The sequence below is a fragment of the Congregibacter litoralis KT71 genome (assembly GCF_000153125.2).
GTDB lineage: Bacteria > Pseudomonadota > Gammaproteobacteria > Pseudomonadales > Halieaceae > Congregibacter > Congregibacter litoralis.
Map to the genome: position 1 here is coordinate 512603 of NZ_CM002299.1, position 24975 is coordinate 537577.

Annotated in this window: 21 protein-coding genes; 7 read left to right on the forward strand and 14 right to left on the reverse strand. The window is 59.5% G+C overall.

What is annotated here, in order from left to right; translation table 11 throughout:
- Window positions 1–56 precede the first annotated feature (56 nt).
- Window positions 57–911, reverse strand: a complete 855-nt coding sequence (locus KT71_RS02415; protein WP_008293081.1) for an SDR family oxidoreductase — start codon at window positions 909–911, stop codon at window positions 57–59.
- 127 nt (window positions 912–1038) lie between these two features.
- Between KT71_RS02415 and tsgA the strand changes: the two genes are divergently transcribed.
- Both tsgA and KT71_RS02425 read left to right on the forward strand, forming a co-directional pair.
- Window positions 1039–2223, forward strand: a complete 1185-nt coding sequence (gene tsgA / locus KT71_RS02420) for an MFS transporter TsgA (RefSeq protein ID WP_023659838.1) — start codon at window positions 1039–1041, stop codon at window positions 2221–2223.
- Between the two features lie 47 nt (window positions 2224–2270).
- The gene (locus KT71_RS02425) at window positions 2271–3113 is read left to right on the forward strand and encodes a 2OG-Fe(II) oxygenase family protein (protein WP_008293079.1); all 843 of its coding nucleotides are present in this window, start codon (window positions 2271–2273) and stop codon (window positions 3111–3113) included.
- Here the strand turns inward: KT71_RS02425 and KT71_RS02430 are convergent.
- The 5 genes from KT71_RS02430 to KT71_RS02450 are packed head-to-tail and all read right to left on the reverse strand — an operon-like array spanning window position 3093 to window position 6575.
- Window positions 3093–4061 carry a nucleoside hydrolase gene (locus tag KT71_RS02430; protein ID WP_008293078.1) on the reverse strand — a complete coding sequence of 323 codons (969 nt, stop codon included), beginning with the start codon at window positions 4059–4061 and terminating at the stop codon, window positions 3093–3095. The two genes, KT71_RS02425 and KT71_RS02430, sit on opposite strands and share 21 nt — an antisense overlap.
- Window positions 4058–5266 carry an NAD(P)/FAD-dependent oxidoreductase gene (locus KT71_RS02435; protein WP_008293077.1) on the reverse strand — a complete coding sequence of 403 codons (1209 nt, stop codon included), beginning with the start codon at window positions 5264–5266 and terminating at the stop codon, window positions 4058–4060. Before KT71_RS02435 ends, KT71_RS02430 begins: the two co-directional genes overlap by 4 nt.
- Window positions 5263–5451 carry a CPXCG motif-containing cysteine-rich protein gene (locus KT71_RS02440; RefSeq protein WP_008293076.1) on the reverse strand — a complete coding sequence of 63 codons (189 nt, stop codon included), beginning with the start codon at window positions 5449–5451 and terminating at the stop codon, window positions 5263–5265. The genes KT71_RS02435 and KT71_RS02440 overlap by 4 nt, the downstream gene beginning before the upstream one ends.
- 3 nt (window positions 5452–5454) lie before the next feature.
- Window positions 5455–6027: an acyl-CoA thioesterase gene (locus KT71_RS02445; RefSeq protein ID WP_008293075.1), complete on the reverse strand. Its 573-nt coding sequence runs from the start codon at window positions 6025–6027 to the stop codon at window positions 5455–5457.
- 5 nt (window positions 6028–6032) lie between these two features.
- Complete coding sequence (locus tag KT71_RS02450) at window positions 6033–6575, reverse strand: nuclear transport factor 2 family protein (protein WP_202962381.1); 543 nt, start codon at window positions 6573–6575, stop codon at window positions 6033–6035.
- A gap of 116 nt (window positions 6576–6691) precedes the next feature.
- Between KT71_RS02450 and KT71_RS02455 the strand changes: the two genes are divergently transcribed.
- The 4 genes from KT71_RS02455 (at window position 6692) to KT71_RS02470 (ending at window position 14382) form a co-directional block, all read left to right on the forward strand.
- Window positions 6692–9391: a M14 family zinc carboxypeptidase gene (locus KT71_RS02455; RefSeq protein WP_023659839.1), complete on the forward strand. Its 2700-nt coding sequence runs from the start codon at window positions 6692–6694 to the stop codon at window positions 9389–9391.
- Window positions 9392–9500: 109 nt separating this feature from the next.
- A complete protein-coding gene (locus KT71_RS02460; protein ID WP_023659840.1) occupies window positions 9501–11057 on the forward strand; it encodes an arylsulfatase in 1557 nt (518 codons plus the stop codon).
- A 24-nt stretch (window positions 11058–11081) separates the two neighbouring features.
- The gene (locus tag KT71_RS02465) at window positions 11082–13274 is read left to right on the forward strand and encodes a hypothetical protein (protein WP_023659841.1); all 2193 of its coding nucleotides are present in this window, start codon (window positions 11082–11084) and stop codon (window positions 13272–13274) included.
- A gap of 601 nt (window positions 13275–13875) precedes the next feature.
- Window positions 13876–14382, forward strand: a complete 507-nt coding sequence (locus KT71_RS02470) for a DUF4124 domain-containing protein (protein ID WP_008293068.1) — start codon at window positions 13876–13878, stop codon at window positions 14380–14382.
- Window positions 14383–14386: 4 nt separating this feature from the next.
- On the opposite strand, the gene KT71_RS02475 is transcribed toward KT71_RS02470, so the two are convergent.
- Complete coding sequence (locus KT71_RS02475) at window positions 14387–16315, reverse strand: DUF3604 domain-containing protein (protein WP_023659842.1); 1929 nt, start codon at window positions 16313–16315, stop codon at window positions 14387–14389.
- 67 nt (window positions 16316–16382) lie between these two features.
- A complete protein-coding gene (locus KT71_RS02480; protein WP_040362658.1) occupies window positions 16383–17357 on the reverse strand; it encodes a HupE/UreJ family protein in 975 nt (324 codons plus the stop codon).
- 236 nt (window positions 17358–17593) lie between these two features.
- Here KT71_RS02480 and KT71_RS02485 point away from each other — a divergent pair, with 236 nt between their 5' ends.
- Entirely contained in the window at window positions 17594–20863 is a 3270-nt protein-coding gene (locus tag KT71_RS02485; RefSeq protein ID WP_008293065.1) for a WD40/YVTN/BNR-like repeat-containing protein, read from the forward strand.
- Window positions 20864–20947: 84 nt separating this feature from the next.
- Here the strand turns inward: KT71_RS02485 and KT71_RS02490 are convergent, their stop codons facing one another.
- Genes KT71_RS02490 through KT71_RS02515 form a run of 6 tightly spaced genes read right to left on the reverse strand, consistent with a single transcriptional unit; the run spans window position 20948 to window position 24890 of the window.
- Window positions 20948–21562, reverse strand: a complete 615-nt coding sequence (locus KT71_RS02490; RefSeq protein WP_008293064.1) for a phosphoribosyltransferase — start codon at window positions 21560–21562, stop codon at window positions 20948–20950.
- Window positions 21559–21981 (reverse strand): c-type cytochrome, encoded by a 423-nt coding sequence (locus tag KT71_RS02495; RefSeq protein ID WP_008293063.1) that lies wholly within the window; start codon window positions 21979–21981, stop codon window positions 21559–21561. The genes KT71_RS02490 and KT71_RS02495 overlap by 4 nt, the downstream gene beginning before the upstream one ends.
- Window positions 21982–22013: 32 nt before the next feature.
- On the reverse strand, window positions 22014–22613 hold the full coding sequence (locus KT71_RS02500) for a methylamine dehydrogenase light chain (protein ID WP_008293062.1): 600 nt from the start codon (window positions 22611–22613) through the stop codon (window positions 22014–22016).
- Complete coding sequence (locus KT71_RS02505; protein ID WP_008293061.1) at window positions 22610–23218, reverse strand: thioredoxin domain-containing protein; 609 nt, start codon at window positions 23216–23218, stop codon at window positions 22610–22612. Before KT71_RS02505 ends, KT71_RS02500 begins: the two co-directional genes overlap by 4 nt.
- Complete coding sequence (locus KT71_RS02510) at window positions 23208–23744, reverse strand: MauE/DoxX family redox-associated membrane protein (protein ID WP_023659845.1); 537 nt, start codon at window positions 23742–23744, stop codon at window positions 23208–23210. Before KT71_RS02510 ends, KT71_RS02505 begins: the two co-directional genes overlap by 11 nt.
- Window positions 23745–23747: 3 nt before the next feature.
- Window positions 23748–24890, reverse strand: coding sequence for an amine dehydrogenase large subunit (locus KT71_RS02515; RefSeq protein WP_008293058.1), 1143 nt, complete (start codon window positions 24888–24890; stop codon window positions 23748–23750).
- Between the last annotated feature and the right edge of the window lie 85 nt (window positions 24891–24975).

Genomic DNA, 24975 nt, shown 5'->3' on the forward strand with positions numbered 1-24975 from the left:
GATCGAAGTGATCAAAGGGATCGATGCCACGACGGGGGAGCAGTGCTCCCCCCGTTTCAGGCCGGTTTTCTGAGTCCCAGCATCTTGGCGATGGCCTTATCGAGGGTTCTCGCCGAGGCTACCCGCATCAGTAGTTTCTCCATCAGTGTTCCCTTCACCGCTGCATAGCGAACCTTGGGCTTTGCGATGGTGAGTGCCGTGCAGATCATCTCCCCCAGTAGTTCCGCCGGATAACCGTCGCGGCCCTGGCTGATAAACACCTTTTGGAAGCGCTGAAGCATGGGCAGGTAGGGAGAGGCGCCGTATTGCTCCATATCCACCTCCTCGGCTTTATCCCAGATCGCGGTTTTCACGGGCCCCGGTCCGATAACAATGACATCGATACCAAAGAGCATAAGCTCCCTGCGCAGAGACTCGGAGTATCCCTCCAGACCGAATTTGGAAGCCGAGTAGGGTCCCAGAAACGGCATGCCGCGGATCCCGGATACGGAGCTGATATTCACGATGCGTCCGGGTTCGCCCCGGAGTTCAGCATCGACGCCCAAAAGGGGCGCAAAGGCCTGAGTGACCAGGAACGGCCCCACAAGATTGACCTCCAGCTGCTTGCGATAATCTTCTTCTCGGACTTCCAGAAGCGGTCCCGACACGGCGATACCGGCGTTGTTCACCAGCCCCGCAAGGGTCTCGCCTTTCAGGGCTTCGCGAACGCAGTCGGCGGCCTCGGCGATTTTCTGGGCATCGTCCACATCGAAGATCAGCGGTGAAAAATGCTCTCCCAGCTCGCTCTGCACCCGCTGGGCATCCGCCTCGTTGCGCAGGGATCCAAAGACCCGGAAGCCCCGGGCGATCATGATCTTTGCGGCCGCGTAGCCGATGCCTGTGGATACGCCGGTGATGACAACAGTTTTCATCGTGTTAGGTCCTTTGGAATTGTTACGAAAGGAGTCGCCGGCGGTCGTGGGGATTCACTGGCCCGGGACAAGCTTGCACTGCTAAGCTCCCCAGCTTCTTCTTTGTACCGCACAGGCGTCAAGCTTCTTGGATAACTCAAGTAATACGGTCCGCGTGACCTTGGCCTGTTTCTTAGCCTATTTTGTGATGTCCGGGATGCTGGCGCCCATTGGCATTGTGCTGCCACCCCTGGCCGACTATCTCGGCGAGCCCGTGGCGGCGGTGGCACCGATCTTCAGTTGGCTCACCCTGGGCATACTCCTCGGGTCTGCCCTGGCGCTGCTGGTGTTTGATGTGCTGACCCTGCGCATCTGGATCCTGTTGGTATATCTCGCGGTCGTGATAGCGCTCCTCACCCTGCGTTTGAATGACTCTCTCCTTGCCCTCCGTCTTTCCCTGGGCGTGGTGGGGACCGCCTGTGGTATTGGCCTTGCCGCGGCAGCGAGCACCATTACCCAGCTCTATGCCGAGGATCATCGCGCATCGATGTTGGTGATTACCGATGGTTCTTTCAGCGTGGCGGGTATCGTTGTTTCAACGCTGGCTGTGTCTCTCGTAGCAGCGGACTTTCACTGGTCAGCTCCCTATCTGGCCGTCGCCGCGGTGGCGGCTGCTGTGGTGCTATTGGTGGCCACGGCGCGGTTTCCCGCTACCGGTGACCCGCAGCTGCAGCGAAGCGAGAAAGGCGCGTGGCCACTGCCCGTCTGGCTCTGCGTGTGCGCCCTGTTTCTTTACACTCTGGGGCAATACTCTCTTTTATGGTGGCTGCCCACCTATCTTGAGGCGTCATTAAATGCCCCGCGGGACGAGGCGGGCGCGGTGGTGGCGCGGTTCTGGACGGGGATGCTCATCGCGCAGCTGTTCGTGGCCTGGTGGGTGCTGCGCATCGGAGCCCGCCGCCTGGTATTGCTCTGCGTGAGCGGCGCTTTTTTGGGATCCCTGCCCCTGTGGCTAAGTGAATCCCTGAGTCTGCTGCCGTGGCTGTCCCTGCTCTGGGGTATTGCCAACCTGGGGCTCCTGAAGATTGTGATTTCCTTTGCGACCCTGGCGGTTCCCAACCCCAGCCCACGCCTGGTGGCTACCCTGCTCTTCGGTGCCACATCGGGTACGGCCATAAGTCCCACAGTCACCAGCCTCATTGCGACCGCGGCCGATGCCCGGGTAGTTCTTCAGTTTGGTTCCCTTTGCTATCTTGTGCTGGCAGCGCTGGTGTTTGGCGCCTGGTGGATCATGCAGCGCGGTGCAGAAAGAGCTCCTGCAACCGTGGCTTGATTAAACGATTTAGGGTGGAGGAGTTTTAGCTTGAGGAACTTTGGGTCATGACCGTCGCAGTGGTCGATATGTTCAGCGCCGAGGCCGAAATGGCGTTTGTGGAGACGCTCCGGCGCACCGGCTTTGCGGTCTTGCGAAACCCTCCTCTGGACGCCCGGCGCATGCTGAAAATGGCAGACGACTGGCGGGACTTCTTTTACGGTGAGGAGAAGTGGGAGTACCTGGCGGAGGAGACCCCTTCGGGAAACACCAGCGGCTATATTCCTCCGGACGTGTCAGAAACCGCTGTGGGCCACGATCGCAAAGATCTCAAAGAGTTTTTTCACATTGTGCCTGACACCATTCTGCCCGCGGCCCTTGCGGATGATGCCGAGGCGCACCTGGGGGAAGTCCAGGTGTTGGGTAGGCTGCTTCTGGGTTGGCTGGATATTCACATGGGCAGTGCCCTGGGCCCGGGCCTGCGCGGGCAACTGGCCGAGAGCCTGTCGCCGGCGGATAGCCTGCTGCGCATTCTTCACTATCCTCCCCTCACCGGTGATGAGCCCCCGGGGGCTGTGAGGGCCGCTGCTCACGAAGACATCAACCTGATTACCTTGCTGCCGGTTTCCTCGGAGCCGGGTCTTCAGGTGCTGGGTCGGGACGGGCAGTGGACCGATGTTCCCGGGATACCGGGGGACATCATCGTTAACTCCGGCGATATGCTCCAGGAAGCGTCCCGGCGGCAGCTACCCTCGACCTCCCACAGGGTAATTAATCCACCGGATGCGGACAGTAACCTCTCGCGGATTTCCATGCCCTATTTTTTGGCGCCGGACCTGGATATCCAGCTGTCTCCGCAACACACGGCGGGGAGCTATCTCCGCGAGCGATTAGATCTCCTGGCCCGCTAGGGCCAGTGTGTCGAGATAGAGCTTTTTCACAGCTGCTGCATCTACCGTGGTGCAGATGCGACAGTCGGGGCGCTCCAGCCAGGCGTCACTGGCGTAGCGCTCCGGGTGCAGTCCAAGAATGGTTTGGCCCATGGCAACGCCATCACAAACCACCCGGGTAGGTCCTGTCTCCACATGGTAATGCTCCGGCGCCAGAAGGTAGGCAACGGCGCTGGAATCATGAATCGGGCAGCTCCGCTCACTGTTGATGCTCTCGTAAAAATCAAAATAGAAGCGCGTAATGTCGTAAATAAAGCTTCCCGCTTCGCCCGCCTGCGCGCGGAGGCTGTCGATGAACGCCTCGTCCATGATCGTTTCCTCTGTGACATCAAGGCCTATAATGGTGACGGCCAGCCCGCTGCCCAGCACCCGGTCTGCTGCCGTGGGATCTCCCGCCATGTTCGCCTCGGCGACGGGGGAAACATTGCCCTGATGTCCCCGGCGCATAAATACCCCACCCATAACGACGACTTCCTTTAACAGCTCGGGCAGTCGCGGACAGAGGTCCAGGGCTTTGGCCAGATTGCTGAGACGCCCCACGGCCACCACGGTGATCTCACCGGGATAGGCCTCCGCCAGTTCGACGATAGCCTCGGCCGCGGATTGCAGCTCCGCGTCCTGCCGGGGGTCGGGGAACTGGATATCGCCCAGGCCATTCTTGCCGTGAACAAAGTCCGGATAGCCCTGGCCAAGGGCAGGGCCCAGGGGGCCCGAAGCGCCACGAAAGATGCGGGCATCGATGCCAAAGCGCTCCCGAACGTGGCAGGCGTTACGCGTTACATTGGCGATGCTGGCGTTCCCGGAGACCGTAGTGATAGCTTCGATGCGAACACCGGGTGCGTAGTGTAAGAACAGCAACGCCATGGCATCGTCGATGCCGATATCTGTGTCAAAAATGACCCGTTTCATGACAGTTTACGCACCTGTGTCTGCTTCTTGAGGGCTCGCCAGTTGCTGAGCGTGGGCCATAGTAACTGCTCCGTCGCCTGCTTTCCCCGCCTGACGACGGCATTCAGCCTGACCTTGCCCGGGCGCATATCCAGATCCGCGATGACGGTGGCAAAGACCAGCTCTTTTGCCGCTCCCAGGGGCGGTCCCGCCAGCGTGAGCTTGTCGCTGATGAGGACGCTGTCGATGTCGCCAAAGGCCAACAGGGTCGGTTTTGGCGAGGGCTTGTAGCGGCGCAGTCGCTTTCTTTTAGTCTGTCTCTGGATGTTTTCCCCAATGAGCCGGCCCATATCCAGCGCGTGGTAGGCCTGCTTGCTGATGGGGTTTTCCGGCTCTGCAGCATCACCGGCGACGTAGACATTGCGATAGCCAGGATGACTGAGAAAGGCATCCACCGGTGCCCAGCACTCTGCATCAGCCAGACCGGAGGACGCGAGCAGCGGTGGTGGCGCCGGACCGCCGGTCCAAATGGTGAGGTCCGAGCGCAGTCTGCGGCCGCTGGACAGGAGGACGGTTTTCGCCGTGATGCGCTCCACGGGGTCCGCCATAACACACTCCACTTCCCAATCCTCACAGTGTCTCGCGATAAGCTCACCGACGGCCTGTGGGCCGCCCGGCAACAGCTGATCCCGGGCTTCCACCAGGGTGAGTTTCAGGGGTGTGTCCCGATAACGGCGGAGCATTTCGCCGAGGGCCTCAATGCCCTCCAGGCCACCGCCGATAATGACGACCTTGCCCCCGCTCCTGCTTAAAGCGTTCAGGCGCTTGTGAATTGCCTGGCACTGGGCCACGGATTTAAAGCCGTAGCTATGCTGACTGACACCGGAAACACCGTAGTCAGCATCCTTGCTCCCGAGGGCGATCACCAGATAGTCGGCCTCATAGTGTTTTTGCGCCTCCAGGGTTACGCGCCGCGCATCGGGATCGATCGCCACGACATCCCCCTGCACGAAGCGATGCCCGGCGGCCCGGAGATTGCTTCGAAAGGGAAGCTGCACCTGCTTGGGTTTTTTTACGCCAGAGACAAGCTCGTGAATATTGGGAAGAAACTCAAAGCTGCTTTTTCGATCAATCAGCGTGACCGCAAAATCCTTCGATGGCAGCTCCCTGGCACAGGCAAGCCCGGCGAAACCGCCCCCCACGATGATCACGCTGGGTTTTTTCATTCGTCCTCGCGGCGCACGCTGGCGCTGAGACTGCCGTCGCTTTCACTCATCAGGGTAACCACCATGGGTTGGCAGCACACCTGACAATCCTCGATGTATTCCGCGTCGCTGTCCTCACTATCCAGGAGGATGGTGAGGGGCTCCCCACAGTAAGGGCAAAAAACCTGAGATTCCTGCAGCTCCATGGTTTAGCTCGCGAGGCGGATGATGCAGCGCTCGTTGGCAAGAAACGCGCGAGTCTCATCGTCCACCACAAAATCTTTTTTGTATTCCACCATGCGCTCCGTCATGTAACTGCGCAGGCGTCGTCGTCGCAGGGCGCTCGCGAAACGGCGAATATCTTCAACGCTCTCCAGTATGAGCGGCGGTACGACGGCTTTTTCGCCGCCCTGGCCTTTGGCCACCATGGTGAAATAGGAGGTATTGGTATGCACCACCGTCGCTGTCTGCACGTTCTCGGCAATCACCTTGATACCCACGACAATGGAACTTGAGCCCACATAGTTCACCGAGGCGATAAGCGATACCAGGTCTCCCACTTCGGCCGGTGCGAGAAAGTGCACGTTGTCCACGGACACGGTGACGCAGTAGTTGCCGGCGTGTTTGCTCGCGCAGACGTAGGCCACCTTATCCATGAGCGAGAGGAGGGTGCCGCCGTGTATCTTGCCGCCGAAGTTGGCGTAGGCGGGAATCATCAGCTCCGTGATAGTGGTTTGCGAGTAGCTGACCGTGTGCCCTTCGCTCAGTTGCGCCTCTGCCATGCGGTTTATCCCTCATCATCATTTTTTTGGTCTGACTCGGCTGCTCGAGCCCTGAAACCCTCGGTTGCTACGTCGGCAACGTCAGCAAAGCGTTCGTTGGGCACCAGGGCCGTCAACGAGTAGTGAGCAAGCTTCCACGCCTCATCTTCCCTGACCAGCACACCCGTGCCACGGAACCGTCCCCAGCGCTCGGAGACCATAATCTCATCAAACCAGGCACTGGCGCCCGCCGGCCCGAGAGTAATGTGGCGCTCCTCGGACACATAGCTCCAGCCCGTGCCTCCCGAGAAACGCTCTTTAACGTAGTCGCGAAACGCGGGCAGGGGCCAGCGTTCCCAGTCGTCCGTGCCCATAAATACGCCGTCGGCGCTGAAATGGCCCAGATAACGATCCTCGTCGGCATCAGCAGCGGCCTGATGGAAGTCATCCAGGAGGCTGTTGATGGCGTGCCGGGGGCTGTCCTCTGCCGGGGTGTCTCCCAGGGCGGGAAAGGCAAACAATGCACTGAGGACGCATAAGGCGCAGAGGGCATAAAGAATGCCAGGCATGAAATGAGTCCGAGGTGCCGTGATGGGTTTTTGCATAGGAGAATCCTGTTGGGGGTCTTGTGCGAAGAAATATACATCGCCAACATAGGCCTTATACCCATCTAGGAAAACCCCTCATGACCTCTGCAATGTTTTTTGCGGTATCCAAGCGTGGTGCGGTCCGCGCAGCGCTCCTGATCTTCAGCCTCGTTTTTGCACGGGCAGGTCTTGCTGATACGAACTGGCCCGCCGATGACTATGATCCTGCGATCCCCACCATAGAGGGTGTGCTGGGCTACAGCACCGGTGAGCGCATCACCTGGTCCCATGATGTGCGACGGTACTTTGATGCCCTGGCCATGGCGGCCCCGAAGCGCGTGCGCATTATCGACTACGGACGCAGCTGGGAAGGTCGTGAACTTTTTTACGTCGTGATTTCTTCACCGGACAACATCGCTGCCGCGGACGCCACGCGTGAGGGCATGCATGCCCTGCGAGATCCTCGAGGCACATCGTCGACCGAGGCAGAGCGTCTTATCAGCGAGCTGGCGCCCCCCGCATGGCTGGCCTATGGCGTACATGGCAACGAAATTTCCTCTACGGATGCCGCCATGATGACGGCTTATCATCTGCTTGCATCCCGGGAGGATCCCCGGGTCCCGGAGATTTTGAACAGCACCACGGTCATCCTCAATCCCATGCAGAATCCCGATGGTCGGGATCGCTTTATTCACCGCTTTGAGAGTGCCCTGGGGCTCGAGCCCAGCAGTGATCGCATTTCGGCGGAGCACAATGAACCCTGGCCCAGCGGGCGGACAAACCACTATCTCTTTGATTTGAATCGTGACTGGTTTATCCGCAGTCAGCCGGAAACCCGGGGCCATGCCGATGCGGTGTTTGAGTGGCTGCCCGTGGCTTTCGTGGATCTGCACGAGATGGGGTCGGATTCCACCTACTACTTTGCGCCGGAGGCCGTACCGTACAACCCCCATCTCGCCGCCGATCAGCGCGCGAGTCTCGAGCTTTTTGGCCGCACCAACGCCAAATGGTTTGATGAATTCGGTCTGGATTACTTTACCCGTGAGGTCTACGACGCTTTTTATCCCGGTTATGGCGCGAGCTGGCCGGCCTACTTCGGCAGCGTCGCCATGACCTATGAGCAGGCGTCTGCTCGGGGCCTTATCGTGCGCCAGTACGACGGGGTCGAACTGCCCTACGCGGATACGGTGAGAAATCACTTTTTGACCTCCCTGGGAACCCTGGAAACCGTCGCCAGCAATCGGGAAAAGCTCCTGCGGGACTTTTACAACTACCAACGCACGGCGGTGAGTGAAGGCTCCAGGGGCGAGGTGCAGGCCTATGTGGTGCCGGCGCAGAATGATCAGAATGCCGTAGACCGTCTGGGTGCGCTGCTGGCGTCCCAGGGGGTCGAGGTGGGGCGGGCCTCCGAGAGTTTTAAAGCCTGTGGCGCCGACTTTGACGCCAACTCCCTGGTGATCAATCTCGATCAACCGGCAAAGCGTTTTCTGCGCACGCTCATGGATAGAGAAACACCCATGGACCCACAGTTTGTTGTCGAGCAGGAACGTCTCAACGCAAAAAACCTCCCCGACGAGATGTATGACATCACGGCCTGGTCATTGCCGCTGCTTTTGAATATAGAGTCCGTAAGCTGCAAGGAGCGCGTGGCGGCCACGGTGGACATGATTGCCCCCGGCGCAGTGCCTACGCCGGATTTGCCCGCCAAGGCTAGCGTGTCCTATCTGGTGCCCTGGGGCGAGCGCAGCGCGATCCAGCTCCTGAGCCATGCCCTGCGCGATGGGCTGGCCGTTAAGAGCAGTGATAAGCCTTTTGTGCATGGCGGTGAGACCTATCCCGGCGGCACCCTCATCATCGATGTGGCCGACAACTCCGAGAACCTTCACGAGCATCTGGTCGATTACGTGAAGGCTACCCGGGCCCGCGTTGTCGCTGTAAACGACAGTTGGGTCACGGAAGGTCCCAGCTTTGGCAGTCGTAAAGTCGTTCGCATGAATGCGCCGCGCATTGCTCTTGCCTGGGACGAACCAACCAGCAGCTACTCCGCGGGTAATTTCCGTTTTGTGGTGGAGAGACAGTTTGGTTATCCCGTTACGGCGATCCGCTTTGAAGAGCTGCGTAAGGAGGATTTGTCGCGCTATCAGGTGCTGGTGCTGCCGGACACCTATGACGGATATGCCGACGCGCTGGGTGAGAGCGGCAAGGCGCATCTCCGAGATTGGGTCGAACGGGGCGGTGTGCTCATCAGCCTTGCGCGGGCTACGCGCCTGTTGGCAGATCCCGAGGCTGATTTGCTGGCAAGTCGTCGCGAATATCGCCTGGAGCTACTTCCCGAGGAAGAAACGCCGGATGGCGAGGAGGCCCGGGTGCCCGGAACCGCGCTGGACAAGGAGGCCTTCGAAACGGCTACCGAGTCCCGAGAGGCAGCGCCCGATGGTATTGGTGGTGCCCAGCTCCTTGCCAATGTGGATGGAGATCACTGGCTGGGAGCAGGGGTTGCGCCCCAGCTGCACGTGCTGGCAAGAACATCCGATGTCTACACGCCCCTTCGCTTGAATGAGGGGACCAATGTAGTGACCTTCGCCGACGCCGATGACATTCTCGCCAGCGGTCATCTTTGGGAACGCAATAAAAATCAGTTGGCCTACAAGCCTTTTGCGATGGCCCGAAAACTGGGCAAGGGGCAGGTGATTGCCTTTACCCAGGATCCTACGGTGCGCGCCTATCAGGAGGGGCTGAACGTGATTGTGGCCAATGCGATTTTCCGCGGCGCGGCCCACGCTCGGCCCCTTCGCTGACGATTCCGCGGTAATCCATCAGAGCAATTGTCACCAAGTTAACGGTGATTCCTGAAGGGAAGTTGGTATAAGGTTCTCTCATAAATAAAAAACCTTGAGAGAGCTTCCCATGCCATTTTGTTCTTTCCTTTTGAAGCTGCCCGCGTCTGCCCTGGGTCTTGCCGCGGTGCTCCTGTGCTTTGTCGGTTCCGTCAGCGCGGCGGACCGCCCCAATATTCTGGTGATATGGGGCGATGACATCGGCATGTGGAACATCAGCCGGTACAGCATGGGGCAGATGGGGTATCAGACCCCGAATATCGATCGTATTGCCAACGAGGGCATGGTTTTTACGGACTACTACGGTGAGCAGAGCTGCACCGCGGGGCGCTCTGCCTTTATCACCGGTCAGCATCCCGTGCGTACGGGACTCACCAAGGTCGGCATCCCGGGCTCGGATATCGGCATTCAGCCCGAAGACCCTACGCTGGCGGAACTGTTAAAGCCCCTGGGATACACCAGCGGCCAATTCGGCAAGAACCACCTCGGTGATAAAGATGAGTTTCTGCCGACGAATCACGGCTTTGATGAGTTCTTTGGCAATCTCTATCACCTCAATGCCGAGGAGAATCCCGAAGATCCGGATTGGCCAAAGGATCCCATGTTCAACCAGCTCCTCGGCCCTCGCGGCGTGATTCGATCATCGGCGGACGGACAGATAGTGGATTCGGGACCACTGACTAAAAAGCGCATGGAGACCGTGGATGAGGAGTTTCTGGGGGAAGCGCTGAAGTTCATCGACAAGGCCCACGGTGAAGGCAAGCCGTTCTTTGTCTGGTTTAACTCCACGCGTATGCACTATTACACCCATGTTAAGGATGAGCAGCTCGGCGCATCGGGGCAGGGGTTTTACAACGATGCCATGCTTGAGCACGACGGCCACGTGGGGCAACTCCTGGCGAAGCTCGACCAGCTTGGTATTGCGGACAATACGATTGTTGTTTACTCCACGGACAACGGCCCGCACTACAATCAATGGCCCGACGCCGCGATCACACCCTACCGCGGTGAGAAGAACACGAATTGGGAAGGCGGCTTCCGTGTGCCTGCCATGGTGCGCTGGCCGGGCAAAATTGCGCCCAACCAGATCAGTAACAAGGTCATGTCCCATTTGGATTGGGTGCCGACCCTCATGGCCGCGGCGGGAGAGCCGGGCATGGTTGATAAGCTGAAGGCAGGTCATCGCGCCGCCGGTAAGAACTTCAAGGTGCACCTCGATGGCTATGATTTTCTGCCCTATCTGACAGGAGAAGTCGCGGAGACCCCCCGCCGGGAGTTCTTTTACTTCAGTGATGACGGCGTGCTCGTGTCCGCGCGCATCGGCGACTGGAAAACGGTGTTTGCGGAGCAGCGGGCTAAACGTTTTGACGTATGGCGGGATCCCTTCGTCACCCTGCGTATTCCCAAGGTCTTTCATTTGCGTCGCGACCCCTTCGAGCGTGCCGACACGGATTCCAACAGCTATAACGTCTGGTGGGATCATAAAGTGGCGCCGGCAGCCGGCATGGCACGCATCGCGGTGACCCGCTTTGTGCAATCCTTGCAGGCGTTTCCGCCCCGGCAGCGTCCCGGTACCTTTACCGTGGATCAGGTCATGGAATCCCTCTACCGACCCAAGCCCGAGTAAAGCAACACAAGAGAGGCAGTGACGATGCAAAAGTACCCAAGCTCTTTGGCGGCCCTTGTGCTGCCTCTCGTTTTCTTGCTAGGCATGATTTTGTCGGCGGCTGTGACCGCCCAGGAGCTTTCCTGGCCCAAGGAAGTTACCGGGCCGGAAGGCACGCTGGTGATCTATCAGCCGCAACCGGAAGCTCTTAAAGGCGACAAGCTCAGTGCGCGAACGGCGATATCCATTGAGCTGCCAGACCGGGAGGAGCCGATTTTCGGTGCCATGTGGTTTGAGTCGCGCATAGCGACGGATCTGGATGCGGGCACCGTGGATATCCTGGACATCAGGGTGACCAAGGCGACCTGGCCTGACTCCAAAGATGCGGGGGAGCAGCGCCTCATGCAGGTTGTGCAGGAAGCCTTCCCTGATCACGGATTGACGTTGAGCTATGAGCGCCTGTCGGCCTCCCTGGAGACGGCGGATATCGAGCGGCAGAGTCTCGAAGACCTGAAGAACGATCCCCCGGTTATTTTGTTCTCCGAAGAACTCGCCGTACTCCTCATGTATGACGGAAATCCCCGTTTCGAGGCCGTAGAGAACTCCCCCTACGAGCGCGCCCTGAATACGCCGTTTTTAGTCGCCCGGGATAAGTCCGGAACCGCTTATCTCAGTGACGGAAGTTATTGGTACGCCGCCAAAGATCCCCTGGGGCCCTGGAACTTGACGGAGGCGCCGCCGAAGGATCTGGCCAAGGCCGTCGCGGAGAGCGGTGCTATGGATGACGCGCCAACGAGCGATCGCGTGCCTGCGATTGTTGCCGCCACGGAGCCTACGGAATTGGTGGTCACCGATGGCAAGCCCGACTGGCAGGCCCTGACCGGGGGCGAGATTCTCTACGTCAAGAATACCGAGACGCCGTGGCTCCGCGATCTTCCTACGAACAATATGTACCTACTGCTGTCGGGGCGCTGGTTCCGCTCCAAGTCTCAGGAAGGCCCCTGGACCTTTGTCCCCGCGACGGAGCTGCCTCCCGCCTTCGCAAAGATACCGCCGGACTCTGATATCGGTGGCCTTCGAAGTTCGGTGGCGGGCACCGACGAAGCAGAACAGGCCATGCTGGATGCGGCGATACCGCAAACCGCCGCTATTGTCCGCTCTGAAGCCAGTCTGACGGTGGAGTACGACGGGGACCCCAAATTTGAAAACATCAAAGGCACTGTCGTTGCCTACGCGGTGAATACCGGCGCGCAGGTACTACGCATCGATGGAAAGTATTACGCGGTGGACGACGGCGTCTGGTTTGTCGCCGCAACGCCCACGGGGCCCTGGACCGTTGCAGACAGCGTGCCCGAGAGCGAGATCGCCAAGATCCCGCCCAGCTCACCGGTTTATAACGTCACCCATGTCCACGTGTATGAGGCCACGCCGGAGGTAGTCTATGTGGGCTATACACCGGGCTATATGTGGTCCTATCCCTATTACGGAGTGCCCGTCTATGGCACCGGCTGGTATTACCCGCCGTACTGGGGTCGTTACTACTACCCCCGTCCGCCGACCTGGGGCCTCCATGTGGGCTACAACCCCTGGACCGGGTGGAACTTTGGCATGAGCTGGAGCAACGGCTTTATGAGCATCGGCATGAGCTGGGGTGGTGGTTACGGCGGTGCTTACCGGCCCTGGGGTTGCTGTGGAGGCTGGTACGGTGGCGGCTATCGGCGACCCGTGGTGATTAATACCGGTGATATCAACATCGGCAACAACATCAATATCGGCAATCGCACGGAGATTAAAAACCGCATAGGCGACAACAATCTGTCTCTGGGCGACCGGGGCGGAAAAAATAATCTCTATCAGCGCCCGGAGAATCGAGACCGTCTGGCCAACCAGCGCCAGCGGGATCAGCTGAAGCAGGCTCGACCGGCGACCCAGCGGGCGAACAATGTCTTTGCGGATCGGGAGGGTAATGTGGCCCGCCGCGTCGACAATGGCTGGGAGTCCCGGGACAAGGGGCAGTGGAATCGCGAGACTGCGGGCAAGGATCTGAGCACTAAGCTCGGCAGCACGGCGAACAACCGCAGTGATCGCAGTGGCTCGCGGGCAACATCGACGCGGGATATGACAAAGCAACGCAGTAGCTCAAGCAATAGCTTTAACCGACAGCAAATGGATCGTGCCCATCGTGCGCGGAACATGGGCGGGTCGCGAGAGCGAGCGCGTCGCGGACGACGGCGTTAGCGCTCATGCGGTGATGTCGGACGCTCCTACTCACGGTTTACGGTGGTCGCAGTGGGAGCCTCCGAGAGGGAGCCTTTGGGAGCGTCTTTGAGCGGGCGCCTAGGAGAGGGTAATCCCCTATTGGGATGGTGTCGTATACACATCGTCAATCACTTCAGACTTGGCACTGTGCAGTACATTAAAGCTAAAGAAATCAAAGGCTTCCCGGAAGGTCCCCACATTCTGGGGCTTCCGGGCCTACTTTTATTTTTGTGACATTCATCATTTAACAGGGAGTCATCGCGATGCGTAGTTCCCATGGTTTTGATCGAGAGGTGCTTCTGCGCCGCCTCGTTACGGCTATTGTCGTGGCGGGTCTGGCTCTGGCTCTCCTTGAGCTTCTCTAGGAGAAGGCGCTTCCTCGACGCCGTGCGCCCGGGAGGGGTCCGTCCCCTCCGGAGCGTTCTGCACCTTACGAATAAACCACCAGGCCTTATAAGTAAGCAATCCAAAAAACACGAAGGTCGCTCCGGCGACGATGATGATCAGGGGTGTATCCATACAGGGCTCCTCCCCGTCAGGCGTGACTTGGATTGAATCATAGCTGTCCTATACTCAGTCCATGAAGCGAATCTTAGTTCTTGCCCTTTTGCTGTCGCCGGTGCTTTCTGCGCAGACGGTTTATAAAACGGTGGAAGATGGCGTCACGACATTCAGTGATAGCCCTCCGGAAACCGGGCCTGCCGAAGTGATGACCATTGATGTGCCGCCCGCGGCAGAGGACGACGTGCTTGAGGAGCGCCTTGCGGCGATGCGTGACACCACCGATCGCATGGCGAATGATCGTCGGGAGCGGGAAAAGCACCGTGCGGAGATGAGGGAGCTTCAGCAGGCAGCTGCGCAAACCAGCGCTCCTCAGCCGGCCACGGGTTCTATGACTACCGGTTGGCAGAACAGTTACTGGCCTGGTTCTGGACGTCCTTTCTTACCCCGCCCGCGACCGCCACATCGGCCGGGTAAGCCGGTTCGTCCTACCCCTCTGCCAGAACCCCAAAGCGTCCCCGGCTGGTCCGTGATGCAGCCGGGTAACTCTCAGCTCATGCGACCCATTGTGTCGTCGCGGCGCTAGGAGTTTAGGGTGTATACCAGATCGGCGAGCTGTAGGCGCGCTCCTGAGTGATCAGGGGTACGCCCTCCGGCACCTCTACCCCAAAACGTACGGCATCGTAGGCAGTCCAGCGCGGCGTGGGTATTTCCAGCACCCGAAGGTAATAAAACGCAGCGTCCGAGGCGTCAAAGTCCGGGTCCTGCCAGACGGTGGAGAGCTCTCCGACGCCGATGCTGTTACTCCAGGTCGGAACGCTCAGATCAACGGTATTGCCGACGGGGGGTAGCTTGCCTTCATCATCCACCCTCCGGTCACCGCCCCAGGCGACGTTGTAGACCTTCTCCTGCGCTTCGCCGTCACTGTTTACCCAGCCTTTCACTACCTGCACGCGATCCAGATTGGCGCCCATGGGGTCGCGAAGGGCGGAAATCAAAAATCGCGGTGCATCACCGTCGGCTCTGGGCAGTTCGCTGCCCATGGGCACACCACCTGCGTAGCCCCTCCGGGCGAGATCCGGTGCTTTTGCGTCTTCTTCGTCGAAGTCCCAACCCGCAAAAAATCGCAGGGTGATGCGGGTGCCCGTGGTGGCATAAGTTTCCCGACGCTCCATGGCATCAAAAATCGCTGTTCGGCTGTTTTCGTCGGCCCATACCGCGGTCAGGCCTGCGGCGTTATACATGGCGCCAGTGTAACCCTCGATGCCGATATCGGGATTGCTGCTTCCAGCGTGGGTCATGCGCTCTCCATCGGGCTCCACAGTAGTGAATTTAGAAAAGAAATTATCCTCGCCGGTGGTGGAGAGACCCGTGTGAGTATCGGTGGCACCTTCAAAGCCGAACTGGTAGGGATTGACGCCCAGGGTTTGCTGGAGCTGCAGCCCCCGCAGAAGACCCGAGCGCGCGTATTCCCCCGGCAGCATGGCGTCGGTCTTTTTCTCGGATACATCCAGATTGCCGAAGTCCCAGGTTTCGAAGTCCGCGAATTCGTCATCGGGCGATAGCAAAGGGTGGGCCTCACCATCACCCTTGTATTGCGTGACTTCGTAGAGACGCTCCCAGGTCATGCGGCTCTTTGCGTAGGCGGCGTCAAGCTCCTTACCGTTGGCAAAATCATCCCGGAGCGGGAACATCATGCCGTTGGATAGATTGCCATTGTGGGGAATCGCCGTCACGTCGCCACCGGTTTCTTCTTCATAGGCGGCCATCCAGGCCCAGAGGTCTTGAGGGTTCTGGCTGCCGATGGGCGGCATCATGGTGAAGGGAACCACCTCCAGGGCCTTGTCGGCGTCATCGCGGAAAATCACATTGCGATGCAGATTGTTGCCTTTCACCAGCGAGGTCCATTCGTAGGCGATGAAGGTGGTGAATTGTCCGGGATCGTTGAATTCCTCGGCGGCCTGTACGAGGCGCTCCCAAACCGCCCGGTAAGCGGGAACGCCGGGCTGGTAGAGGAGTGCCGGCGGTGTTTCACCCTGGGCAAACTGCGCAATGAGACGGAACATGGCATCGGCGGCCTGCTGACCGCCGGCGTTAAAGTCCTCGTGGTAGGCCCGACCCGAGGGATCTTCCATGACATTGGGTGTGCCTTCCAATAGATCGGATATCAGCCCCATGCCATCAGAGTGGTCCGTGATCATAAAAAAGTCATAGGGACGTTTGAGCTTTACCGGCTGTCCGGTGTTGGAGCGCACTTCTTCACCCCGGGCAAAGCGGTAGGCATCTTCAGGCATAAGTCGCGTACCGGAGCCCCCGGCATCGGCGGACAGCCCCGTGTGCACGTGGGTATCGCCAAAATAGACCTGGCGCTGGGGGCTCTCGCTCACATAGGGGGAGTAGGGCGTATCAGCCTCGGCAGCGACGGTAAGCGCGCTCGTGGCAGCGCTGACTGCGCCGCAGAGAAGCACGGTGGCGAGGCGCCGTCGGGTCTTGGAAGCCGCTGAAATTCCTGGGGCCATGGTAGCTATCCTTTTTCTTGCGGCGCTGGTCCACGCCGCGGAATTCTTATTTTTTAGGAGGCGCCGCTCAGGGGATAAAAGCAGCAACCCGCTCGATGGTCCAGAACGCTGCAATGCTCCCGATACCGTAGCTGACAACGCGCTTTACCAGTGCCGATGGTACCTGCGCTACGCGGCTTAGCAAGGTGGCTGAGATCACAACGCCCCCGACAAACAAAAGCTGGCCTGCCTCGACGCCCACATTAAACATGAGGAGCGCGACGGGTATCGCAGTGTCGGGCAAGCCGATTTCCTGCAGGGCACCGGCAAAACCCAGGCCATGCAGAAGACCAAAGCCAAAGGCCACGATCCACGGCGACCGCGCCGTGATAGAGGCGCGCCCCTGCTGCTCATGGATGACTTCCGCAGCGACGAACACAATGGAGAGCGCAATCACCGCCTCCACGGGTGGGCCCGGCAGACGGATCCAACCCAGGGTCGCGCAGACCAGGGTGATGGAGTGCGCCACGGTAAAGGCCGTGATGGTCAAGACCAGGCGGCGCAGATTGCTGACCAGGAGCAGCAGTGCCAGCACAAAGAGCAGGTGATCGATGCCGCCGAGAATATGCTCGACGCCCAATAGGAAATAGGCCAGGGCTACCTCGCCCGGGCCCGGCGAAGCGGTCACCGTAAACCGCGGCTCAGCGGGCTGCAGTCGCTCGAGTTGCGTGGTGCCGTCCAGGCGCTCAATGCGTACGATGACGTCCGTGGCGCCACCAAGAATGCCATCGATGGTGATTTCTTGATCCGTGAGGCCCCCGGCGGCCTTGATCTCGTAGCGCTCTTCCCAGGCGTTATTGATAATGGCGCTACGTGACTCGCCGACGCGTTCCGTGTTTTTTGGAAACACGAGCCGCGCCGCCAGACGTCGATTGTCCGGAAGGGCCGGAACTCGCCATAGCACCTCATAGCGCTCGGCATCCAGCTGCGAGAGCTCGAGATAAGCAGGTCGGAAAATATCCGCAGCCGCCCCCTGGCTCAAAAGCAGAAAGCAGAGAACCATGAGCCCGCGTGCGAGTGTACCCGGCTTTGGTAATAGCGCCTGCGGCTCAAACAAAAGCGCCTGCGGCATAACAAAAAAAGTCGGCATGCAGCACTGCCACAAGTAAATGAGACTTGGGAGTCTAGCGGCTCCGCGCCTTGTCGTCAGCCCGGGTCTCGGTTCCTGTGCAGAGAAGACGTCGCCATCACGCTTTGTTAGTCTTGCGGGCCGAATTTCCGTAAGAGACCTTTTTCGGCATGAAGAAATTATTGAGTACCGTATTGAGCGTGGGCCTGAGCCTGTCCATGGCAGGGTCTGCTCTTGGCGCAGAGGGAGGTGCAGCGACATCGGCCTACGATGGCCTCGAATGGCGCAACATCGGACCGGGCTTTATGTCCGGCCGTATCGGCGATATCGCCCGTCACCCCACGGATTCCAGCACCTGGTACGTCGGTGTGGCTTCCGGTGGCGTCTGGAAGACCAGCAACGCCGGCGTCACCTTCACCCCGGTATTTGACGACGAGAGCGCCTACTCCATCGGCGCCCTGGCCATCGACCCCAGCAATCCGCACACGGTTTGGGTAGGCACCGGCGAAAACAACGGCGGTCGCCACATTGGCTTTGGTGACGGCATATACCGCTCCGACGACGGGGGAGAGACCTGGACAAATATGGGTCTTCCCGACTCCCAGCACATCTCCACCATCATCGTGCATCCCGAGGATTCCGATACCGTCTGGGCTGCCGTGCAGGGTCCCCTGTGGACCAAGGGCGGTGACCGAGGTCTGTACATGACCACCGACGGCGGCCAGACCTGGGAAAAGACTCTGGGTGGCGGAGAGTGGACCGGCGTTACCGATGTGGTGATCGATTCCCGGGATCCCGATGTTCTTTACGCCGCGACCTGGCAGCATCAGCGCACGGTCGCCGCCTATATGGGCGGTGGCCCTGAGAGCGGGCTTCATCGCTCCCTGGATGGGGGAAGAACCTGGACCAAACTGACTGAGGGGCTGCCCACGGGCAATATGGGCAAGATCGGTCTGGCTATCTCTCTGCAGAACCCCGACGTTGTCTATGCCGCTATCGAGCTGGATCGTCGCAAAGGCGGTGTATGGCGCTCCGAGGATCGCGGTGCAAGCTGGGTTAAGGGCGCCGACGCCGTGAGCGGCGGAACCGGGCCGCATTACTACCAGGAACTGACCGCCAGCATGCATCAGCATGACCGGCTGTATCTGGTCGGACCCACGGTGCTCAAGTCGGAAGACGGTGGTCTGAGCTTTGAGCCCATGCCCCATCCCACGCAACACGGTGACATGCACGCTATCGTGTTCGATCCCGAGGACCCCGACTACATCATGATGGGTACCGACGGCGGCGTGTATGAGAGCTTTGACCTGGGCGTGACCTGGCGCTACATGAGCAATCTGCCCGTGACCCAGTATTACAAGCTGGCCCTGGATGATGCGGAGCCGTTTTACAACATCTACGGTGGCACCCAGGACAACAACACCCAGGGCGGTCCGTCGCGCACGGATACGGTTAACGGCATTCGCAATGCGGATTGGGAAGTGGTGCTGGGCGGCGACGGCCATCAGCCGGCGACGGAGCCCGGAAACCCCGACATCATTTATGCCGAGTCCCAGCAGGGGCATCTCAGTCGTGTGGACATGAAAACCGGAGAAACCGTTTTTATCCAGCCTCAGCCGGCGCCCGGTGAACCCCCCGAGCGTTTTAACTGGGACTCGCCGATTCTCGTGAGCCCCCATAGCCCGACGCGGCTGTACTTCGCCTCCCAGCGTGTCTGGCGATCGGATAACCGTGGTGATGAGTGGACCGCGATCTCCGGCGATCTGACCCGCAATGAAGACCGCATGGTCATGCCGCTTATGGATCAGACCTGGAGCTGGGACGCGCCCTGGGACATGTTTGCCATGTCGGATTACAACACCATCACCTCCCTGGCCGAGTCGCCTTTGGAGGAGGGTCTGCTCTATGCCGCGACAGACGATGGTCTGATTCAGGTTTCCGAGAACGGTGGCGATAGCTGGCGACGGGTAGAGGTGGGTTCCCTGCCCGGCGTGCCCGAGACCGCTTTCGTCAACGATATCCGTGCGGACCTGCACGATGCAGACACCGTGTACGTCGCCATGGATAACCACAAGTACGGCGACTTCAAGCCCTACATTCTGGTCAGTCGCAACCGCGGTCGCAGCTGGACCAGCATCACCGATGGTATTCCTGACCGCCACCTCGTCTGGCGTCTCGTGCAGGATCACGAGCGTGCAGAGCTGATGTTTGCGGGCACGGAATTCGGCGTGTTTATGACGCTCAACGGCGGCAAGAGCTGGGAGAAGTTCAGTGCCGGCATGCCCACCATCCCCATTCGCGATATCCAGATTCAGCGTCGGGAGAATGATCTGGTGGCAGCGAGCTTCGGTCGCGGCTTTTTTGTCATGGATGATTATTCCGCCCTGCGCGAGGTGAGCGAAGATGCCCTGAGTCAGGAGGCGGCTCTGTTTGCGCCCCGCGATGCCGACTGGTACTTCCCCCGCAAGGTGCTGGGTGCCCGAAAGCGCGGCTCCCAGGGTGACTCCCTCTACGTCGCCGAGAATCCTCCCTTCGGTGCGGTGTTGACCTACCACCTGGCCGATGGCTTCAAAACGCTGGAGAAAACCCGTCAGGATGCTGAGAAGGAAGTCCTCAAAGCCGGTGGGCAGGTGAAGTTTGAAGGCTGGGATGCCGTGGAAGCGGAGCGGCGCGAAGCACCGCCCGCCCTGAAAATGGTGATCCGCGATGAGAGCGGCAATGTGATTCGTCGTCTCGATGCCCCCGCGGATAAGGGCTTCCATCGTCTCGCCTGGGATCTTCGTCATCCCTACTACGGTTCAGTAGAGACGCCGCCCAACTGGCAGGGGATTCCTCCCCGGGGCTTTATGGTACGACCCGGCACCTACAGCGCAGAGCTCGTGCTTCTCAAGAGCGGTGAGAGCCGGTTGCTGGACGAGCCCGTCACCTTTGAGGTTGAGCGCATGTATGAGCCCGCGCTCGCCGGTGCATCTATGGAAGAGGTCGACGCCTTCTGGAAAGAGTACTCCGCGGTTTACGGTCAGGTGAGTGGCGCTCGCTACGCCCTGGGCGATGCCATGGATACCATTGCAACGATGCAGCAGATGCTGGCGGCGACGGCGGTGGCTCCCGGTGAGCTGGATCAGCGTCTCCACAGTCTGCATCAGGAGCTCTATGACATTGATAAAGCCCTCAACGGCAACAAGTCTGTCCAGGCGGTGGGTAACTATGAAGTGCACCGTGTTACCAACTGGCTGAGCCACGCCTCACGCGGCGTATCCAGCTCCAGCTATGGCCCGACGCCAGAGCATCGACAGAGTCTTGAGTATGCAAAAGAGGTATTCGCGCCGGTTCGAGAGCGCCTCAAAGCGGTGATGGAATCGGAGATTCCGGCCCTCCGTGAGGAGCTGCAGGCCGCGGGTGCTCCCTGGGGTCCCGGCCAGCCCGTACCCGCTCTCTAAAGAAAAAAGCGAGCCCTCGCCGAGGGCCCTGCCTTGTCTTAAAGAGAGCCATTAGCCGCTCTTAAAGAAAGCCATTAGCTGTTCTTAGAGGGAGCCACCGGGAGACCGTTGGCTCCCTTTTAATATCTCCGCCAGCCAGGGTTTGTGCGTGGCGATTTCCGCCTCGCTCAGACCCGTTATCTCGTAGGGTAAAACCAGCCAGTCGTCGGTCTCGTGCAGATAGAAATCCGGCACGCGTCCCGTGCGGTTTTTGGCGGGCTTGTAGTAGGGCACGGCAATGCGGACATCATCGGGCATGTTGCGCTTGGATTTTGATCGCAGGCGCTGAATCACCGCTTCTATGTTCTGCCCACTGCTGAACACGTCGTCCACGATGAGCAGCCTGTCGTCTTTGTTCATGGTCTCGTAGAGATACTGGAGCCCGTGCACCCGGATGCGCTCAGGGTTTTCCACCGTGCTGATGTAGCTTTGCATGCCGCGGTAGGACGTTCGGATGGCAATGTGGTCAGTCTTCACGCCCAGGTACTGAAGACACTCCTGTACGTAGATACCCACGGTGGATCCACCGCGCCAAACACCCACGATAAAATCGGGACGAAAACCGCTGTCGTACACCGCCACCGCGAGGCGGTAGGCGTCCTGGAGAAGGGACTCTTCTTCCACAAAGGTTTTTTTGAGCGGGGCGGATTGCTCTGTCATTTTGTGAATTCTGCACTTAACTGAGGCGTTTGATATCGCGCACGGGACAAGGCGTCTCGAGCACTTAAGGGATCCCAAAGCGGTAAGCCCCGGGTGTGCGAGATTTCTTCGCCGCTAAAGGGTGGAATCACGCTCTCCGGTGGGTAGAAGGTGTCAAATATCCAATTAAAAACCTCGGCGAGCTTCTCGTCTGACAAGGGGACCTGTGAGGCTCCCGGTACGCGGGTGAGGTACGAGCGCCCTTCGGCCGTTTGCGCGAGCCAGTCCAGGTCATGGCGTAAATCCGGGACTTCGGGCAGGGTGCCTTCACCGTTTTCCAGGTGGCAGCCACCGCAATGCAGTAAATAGTTAGCCCGGGGGTCCGCTGAGGCCGCCCTGGCAAGCAGCGCAGTAAACAGGACAGCAAGCAGAACGGCCAAAAAAGAGGTGTTTAAAGGCAAAGCGCTGCAACTCAGCCTGCGTCGGCCTTGCCCACGACTCTTGCGAGGGTGCAGTGATAGGCGTGACTGTTGGAGCCAAAGCACCAGAGAATACTGTTGGATTTGGAGGGGAAATAAACCGGACGATCGCCCTCGGATCGATGGCAGCCACAGCGACCGCAGGCGGATTTACCGCAGCAGTCATTGTAAGAGATGAGATAGTCCTGACCGTCCAGGGGATTGTGGCAGGTGCCGACCCAGGCCACGCTGGCTGTTTCTGAGCCCGGAGGGCATTGGGTCATGCTGCCGCCGCAGCAGCTGCAAATCTGTCCGCTGAATGCACAGTAGCGCCAGTAATCGCAGCTTTGATTGTCGCCCATCTCGGGGATGGCGTCTTCCGTGCCGGCTGCCGGTGCCGCCAGGGCATTGCTGCCGCTCTCCGGCTGCATGGGTCCCGCATCCTCACGCGCCATGGGGAGCAATGGAAAGGCCCCCATACCCGTCGCCACGGCACCGAGCTTGCCTAAAAACGAGCGGCGGGACGTGCGCCCGGCAAAAAAGCGCACTGCGCCGGTTGTGGCGGCATCGATATCGTCAAGAAGCTGCTTCAGCAGGTGGTTCTGCGTGCTCATGAGGCTTGCTCCAATTGCTGTTCTTTTACGAGGTAGTCCTGGAGAGAGTCATAGCCACTCAGCATGGCTTCGACCAGGCTTTCTAAATGCTCCCGGCTGTTCACAAGACCTCTGGAACGCAGGACGCCCTCACGATCAATCAGCGCCGCATAGGGAAGCTTGCCTGCCGCAAACTTGAGACCAAGTTCTGAGGAGAGCAAATAGGAGTAGTCAGCGATGCCCATTTTTTCGATGTACTCAATATGCTGGGGTAATTCCCCCCCATCGCTGGCAAACAGCAGGCGAAGCTTCTCAGAGCGGGCCATGGAACAGGCCACGGGCACCAGTTCTTTGCAGATAGGACAGGAAGGTGAGACGAACAACAGCAGAGTCGCCGATGCCGTGGTACCCCCGATGGTGACCGCCGCACCGTCGATGTCTTGCAGCGACAGTTTGGGGGCTGGAGAGCCCACCTCCGGGCCCGCGGTATTCATGAGTGCTCCCGCCGGCGCCAGGCGGGTGTGAAGCACCCCGATTTGTCGTGCCAGCGCCAGCACTACGATGACGAGCAGCGCGACGACGACGCCCAGAACAAGTACCGCAACCGCCAGGGAATCAATGCTCATGGGGTTTCCAGCCCGTGAGGGCGCTCTGGTTTTGAAGGAGCTGGTCAATGGTCAGGTAACAGAGTCCCAGCAACGTAGTCAGAAAAATCATTGTCCCGACGTCCATTGCGCCTAGGGCTCGCTCCGTGGTCGGCAGCATCACAATAAGCGCCCCCGCAGCTAGCATGATGTTGCGAAAGACGAGCCAGTAGCTCAGGGGCTGCGGTGTGCCTCCGCAGCCGCAGTCAATATCCCGACGGCCACGAACAAGGTTTAGAAGCACGGCCAACGCGTACATCACCAGAAGCATCATGGCAGCAAAGGCTGCCGCACTGCGACTCAGGGGCACGAGCAGCGCAAGCGCCACAGCAAGCTCCAGCAGCGGCAGGCTCTTCGCAACAATGGGAGACAGGCTCGCCGGCAGCAATTTATAGGCGTCCAACTGCGCCTGAAATCGTCGCGCTTCCCAGCGTTTATGCTGACCGGCGCTGACAAACAGCAGGAACAGCGAAAGCGCGAGGGTCAGCTCAAGGAGCGGATCGATCACCACTTACTCCAGCCTTTGCAGCGTGCTGGCGTTGATCTCGGGCACGGTGCGAAGCAGGCGACTATTTAGGGCATCGTGAATGAGTAGCTCGCCCCCGTTCGCCGGTGCGATGAGCAACAGCGGCTCACCATCGGCAGTCAGTTCGACGGAACTGCCCTTGGTCTCCTCATCAAGCTCCAAAACATAGGCCCTGCGGCGCGTCTTTGTACTGAATGCCCAAACCTGTGTACCGGGGTCTTCAAAGGTTTCCTGGCCACCGCCCTGGTGCATGAGCGTGACCAGTAGACCGGCCTCGGCGTTATAGGCGAAAGGCTGTCGGCCACCGATGCGCCAATCGTCATCCGCGTCGATAGGCACACCGTTGAGGTCTACGGCATCTTCGGCATCCTGCGGATTGATAGACCAGGGTTGGCTGACCTGCACTTCGGAATTCGCCACCGTGACTTCATAAACCTGGCCCTCCAGGGAGAGGAACATCCATCCCTCCGGCGTCGGCACCGCGTAGTCAAAAACCGGATCCTCAGTCACAGAAAAGAAGGGCTCGCTACGTATGCGATCTACCTCTTCGCCAACGCTATCCAGGCGGATGTACTGAATGCGGCCGTCGCCACAGGCCATGAGGAAGCCCGCATCCACCGGATATACCCCGGCGCATCCCGGGGTGGATATCTCGCCCACAAAGCGATCGTCAGCGGTGTCTACGATGCTCACGGACATGGCGGGAGTGATGTTCCATACACCGATGAAACGCTCCTCCACCAGGCCGATCATGCCACCGTGTCCGATGCCCGCGGATTTTGGAGGAATCTCAATTTCTTTAATGGGGAGCGCATTTTCCAGATCGAAGACCAGCACGACATCCGTGCGATCACCATAGAAGGTGCGCGTGTAGAAGCTGCCGTAGGAGTAAATGCGGCCCGCATCGAGGTGAGGTTCAATCGCGGGCGAGAACATGGACAGGGTAAGGGTCGCTTCCACGCTGCCCTTGTCGCCATCGATGAGATAGGCGATTTGTTTGCCCCGGGCAGAGAACCAGTGGTCATTGGGTGTGCCGAGTTTCAGGGCATCACCGACGATAGAACCATAAGGCTGTGCTGCCAGGCCCTGCGTGACGCAGAGCAATACAGCGGCCAGGTAGTGTTTCATGCTACCTCCCAGTGAGGGATAAGCGGTCGGTGGCTTGCGGGATTGTAGTAGTAATATGTACCTTGCGACCGCGCGAGGGTTGTTT

Coding starts and splice junctions, on each gene's coding strand:
- KT71_RS02415 (WP_008293081.1), bottom strand. CDS start 911: ATGAAAACTGTTGTCATCACCGGCGTATCCACAGGCATCGGCTACGCG.
- KT71_RS02425 (WP_008293079.1), top strand. CDS start 2,271: ATGACCGTCGCAGTGGTCGATATGTTCAGCGCCGAGGCCGAAATGGCG.
- KT71_RS02430 (WP_008293078.1), bottom strand. CDS start 4,061: ATGAAACGGGTCATTTTTGACACAGATATCGGCATCGACGATGCCATG.
- KT71_RS02435 (WP_008293077.1), bottom strand. CDS start 5,266: ATGAAAAAACCCAGCGTGATCATCGTGGGGGGCGGTTTCGCCGGGCTT.
- KT71_RS02440 (WP_008293076.1), bottom strand. CDS start 5,451: ATGGAGCTGCAGGAATCTCAGGTTTTTTGCCCTTACTGTGGGGAGCCC.
- KT71_RS02445 (WP_008293075.1), bottom strand. CDS start 6,027: ATGGCAGAGGCGCAACTGAGCGAAGGGCACACGGTCAGCTACTCGCAA.
- KT71_RS02450 (WP_202962381.1), bottom strand. CDS start 6,575: ATGCCTGGCATTCTTTATGCCCTCTGCGCCTTATGCGTCCTCAGTGCA.
- KT71_RS02455 (WP_023659839.1), top strand. CDS start 6,692: ATGACCTCTGCAATGTTTTTTGCGGTATCCAAGCGTGGTGCGGTCCGC.
- KT71_RS02460 (WP_023659840.1), top strand. CDS start 9,501: ATGCCATTTTGTTCTTTCCTTTTGAAGCTGCCCGCGTCTGCCCTGGGT.
- KT71_RS02465 (WP_023659841.1), top strand. CDS start 11,082: ATGCAAAAGTACCCAAGCTCTTTGGCGGCCCTTGTGCTGCCTCTCGTT.
- KT71_RS02470 (WP_008293068.1), top strand. CDS start 13,876: ATGAAGCGAATCTTAGTTCTTGCCCTTTTGCTGTCGCCGGTGCTTTCT.
- KT71_RS02475 (WP_023659842.1), bottom strand. CDS start 16,315: ATGGCCCCAGGAATTTCAGCGGCTTCCAAGACCCGACGGCGCCTCGCC.
- KT71_RS02480 (WP_040362658.1), bottom strand. CDS start 17,357: ATGGTTCTCTGCTTTCTGCTTTTGAGCCAGGGGGCGGCTGCGGATATT.
- KT71_RS02485 (WP_008293065.1), top strand. CDS start 17,594: ATGAAGAAATTATTGAGTACCGTATTGAGCGTGGGCCTGAGCCTGTCC.
- KT71_RS02490 (WP_008293064.1), bottom strand. CDS start 21,562: ATGACAGAGCAATCCGCCCCGCTCAAAAAAACCTTTGTGGAAGAAGAG.
- KT71_RS02500 (WP_008293062.1), bottom strand. CDS start 22,613: ATGAGCACGCAGAACCACCTGCTGAAGCAGCTTCTTGACGATATCGAT.
- KT71_RS02505 (WP_008293061.1), bottom strand. CDS start 23,218: ATGAGCATTGATTCCCTGGCGGTTGCGGTACTTGTTCTGGGCGTCGTC.
- KT71_RS02515 (WP_008293058.1), bottom strand. CDS start 24,890: ATGAAACACTACCTGGCCGCTGTATTGCTCTGCGTCACGCAGGGCCTG.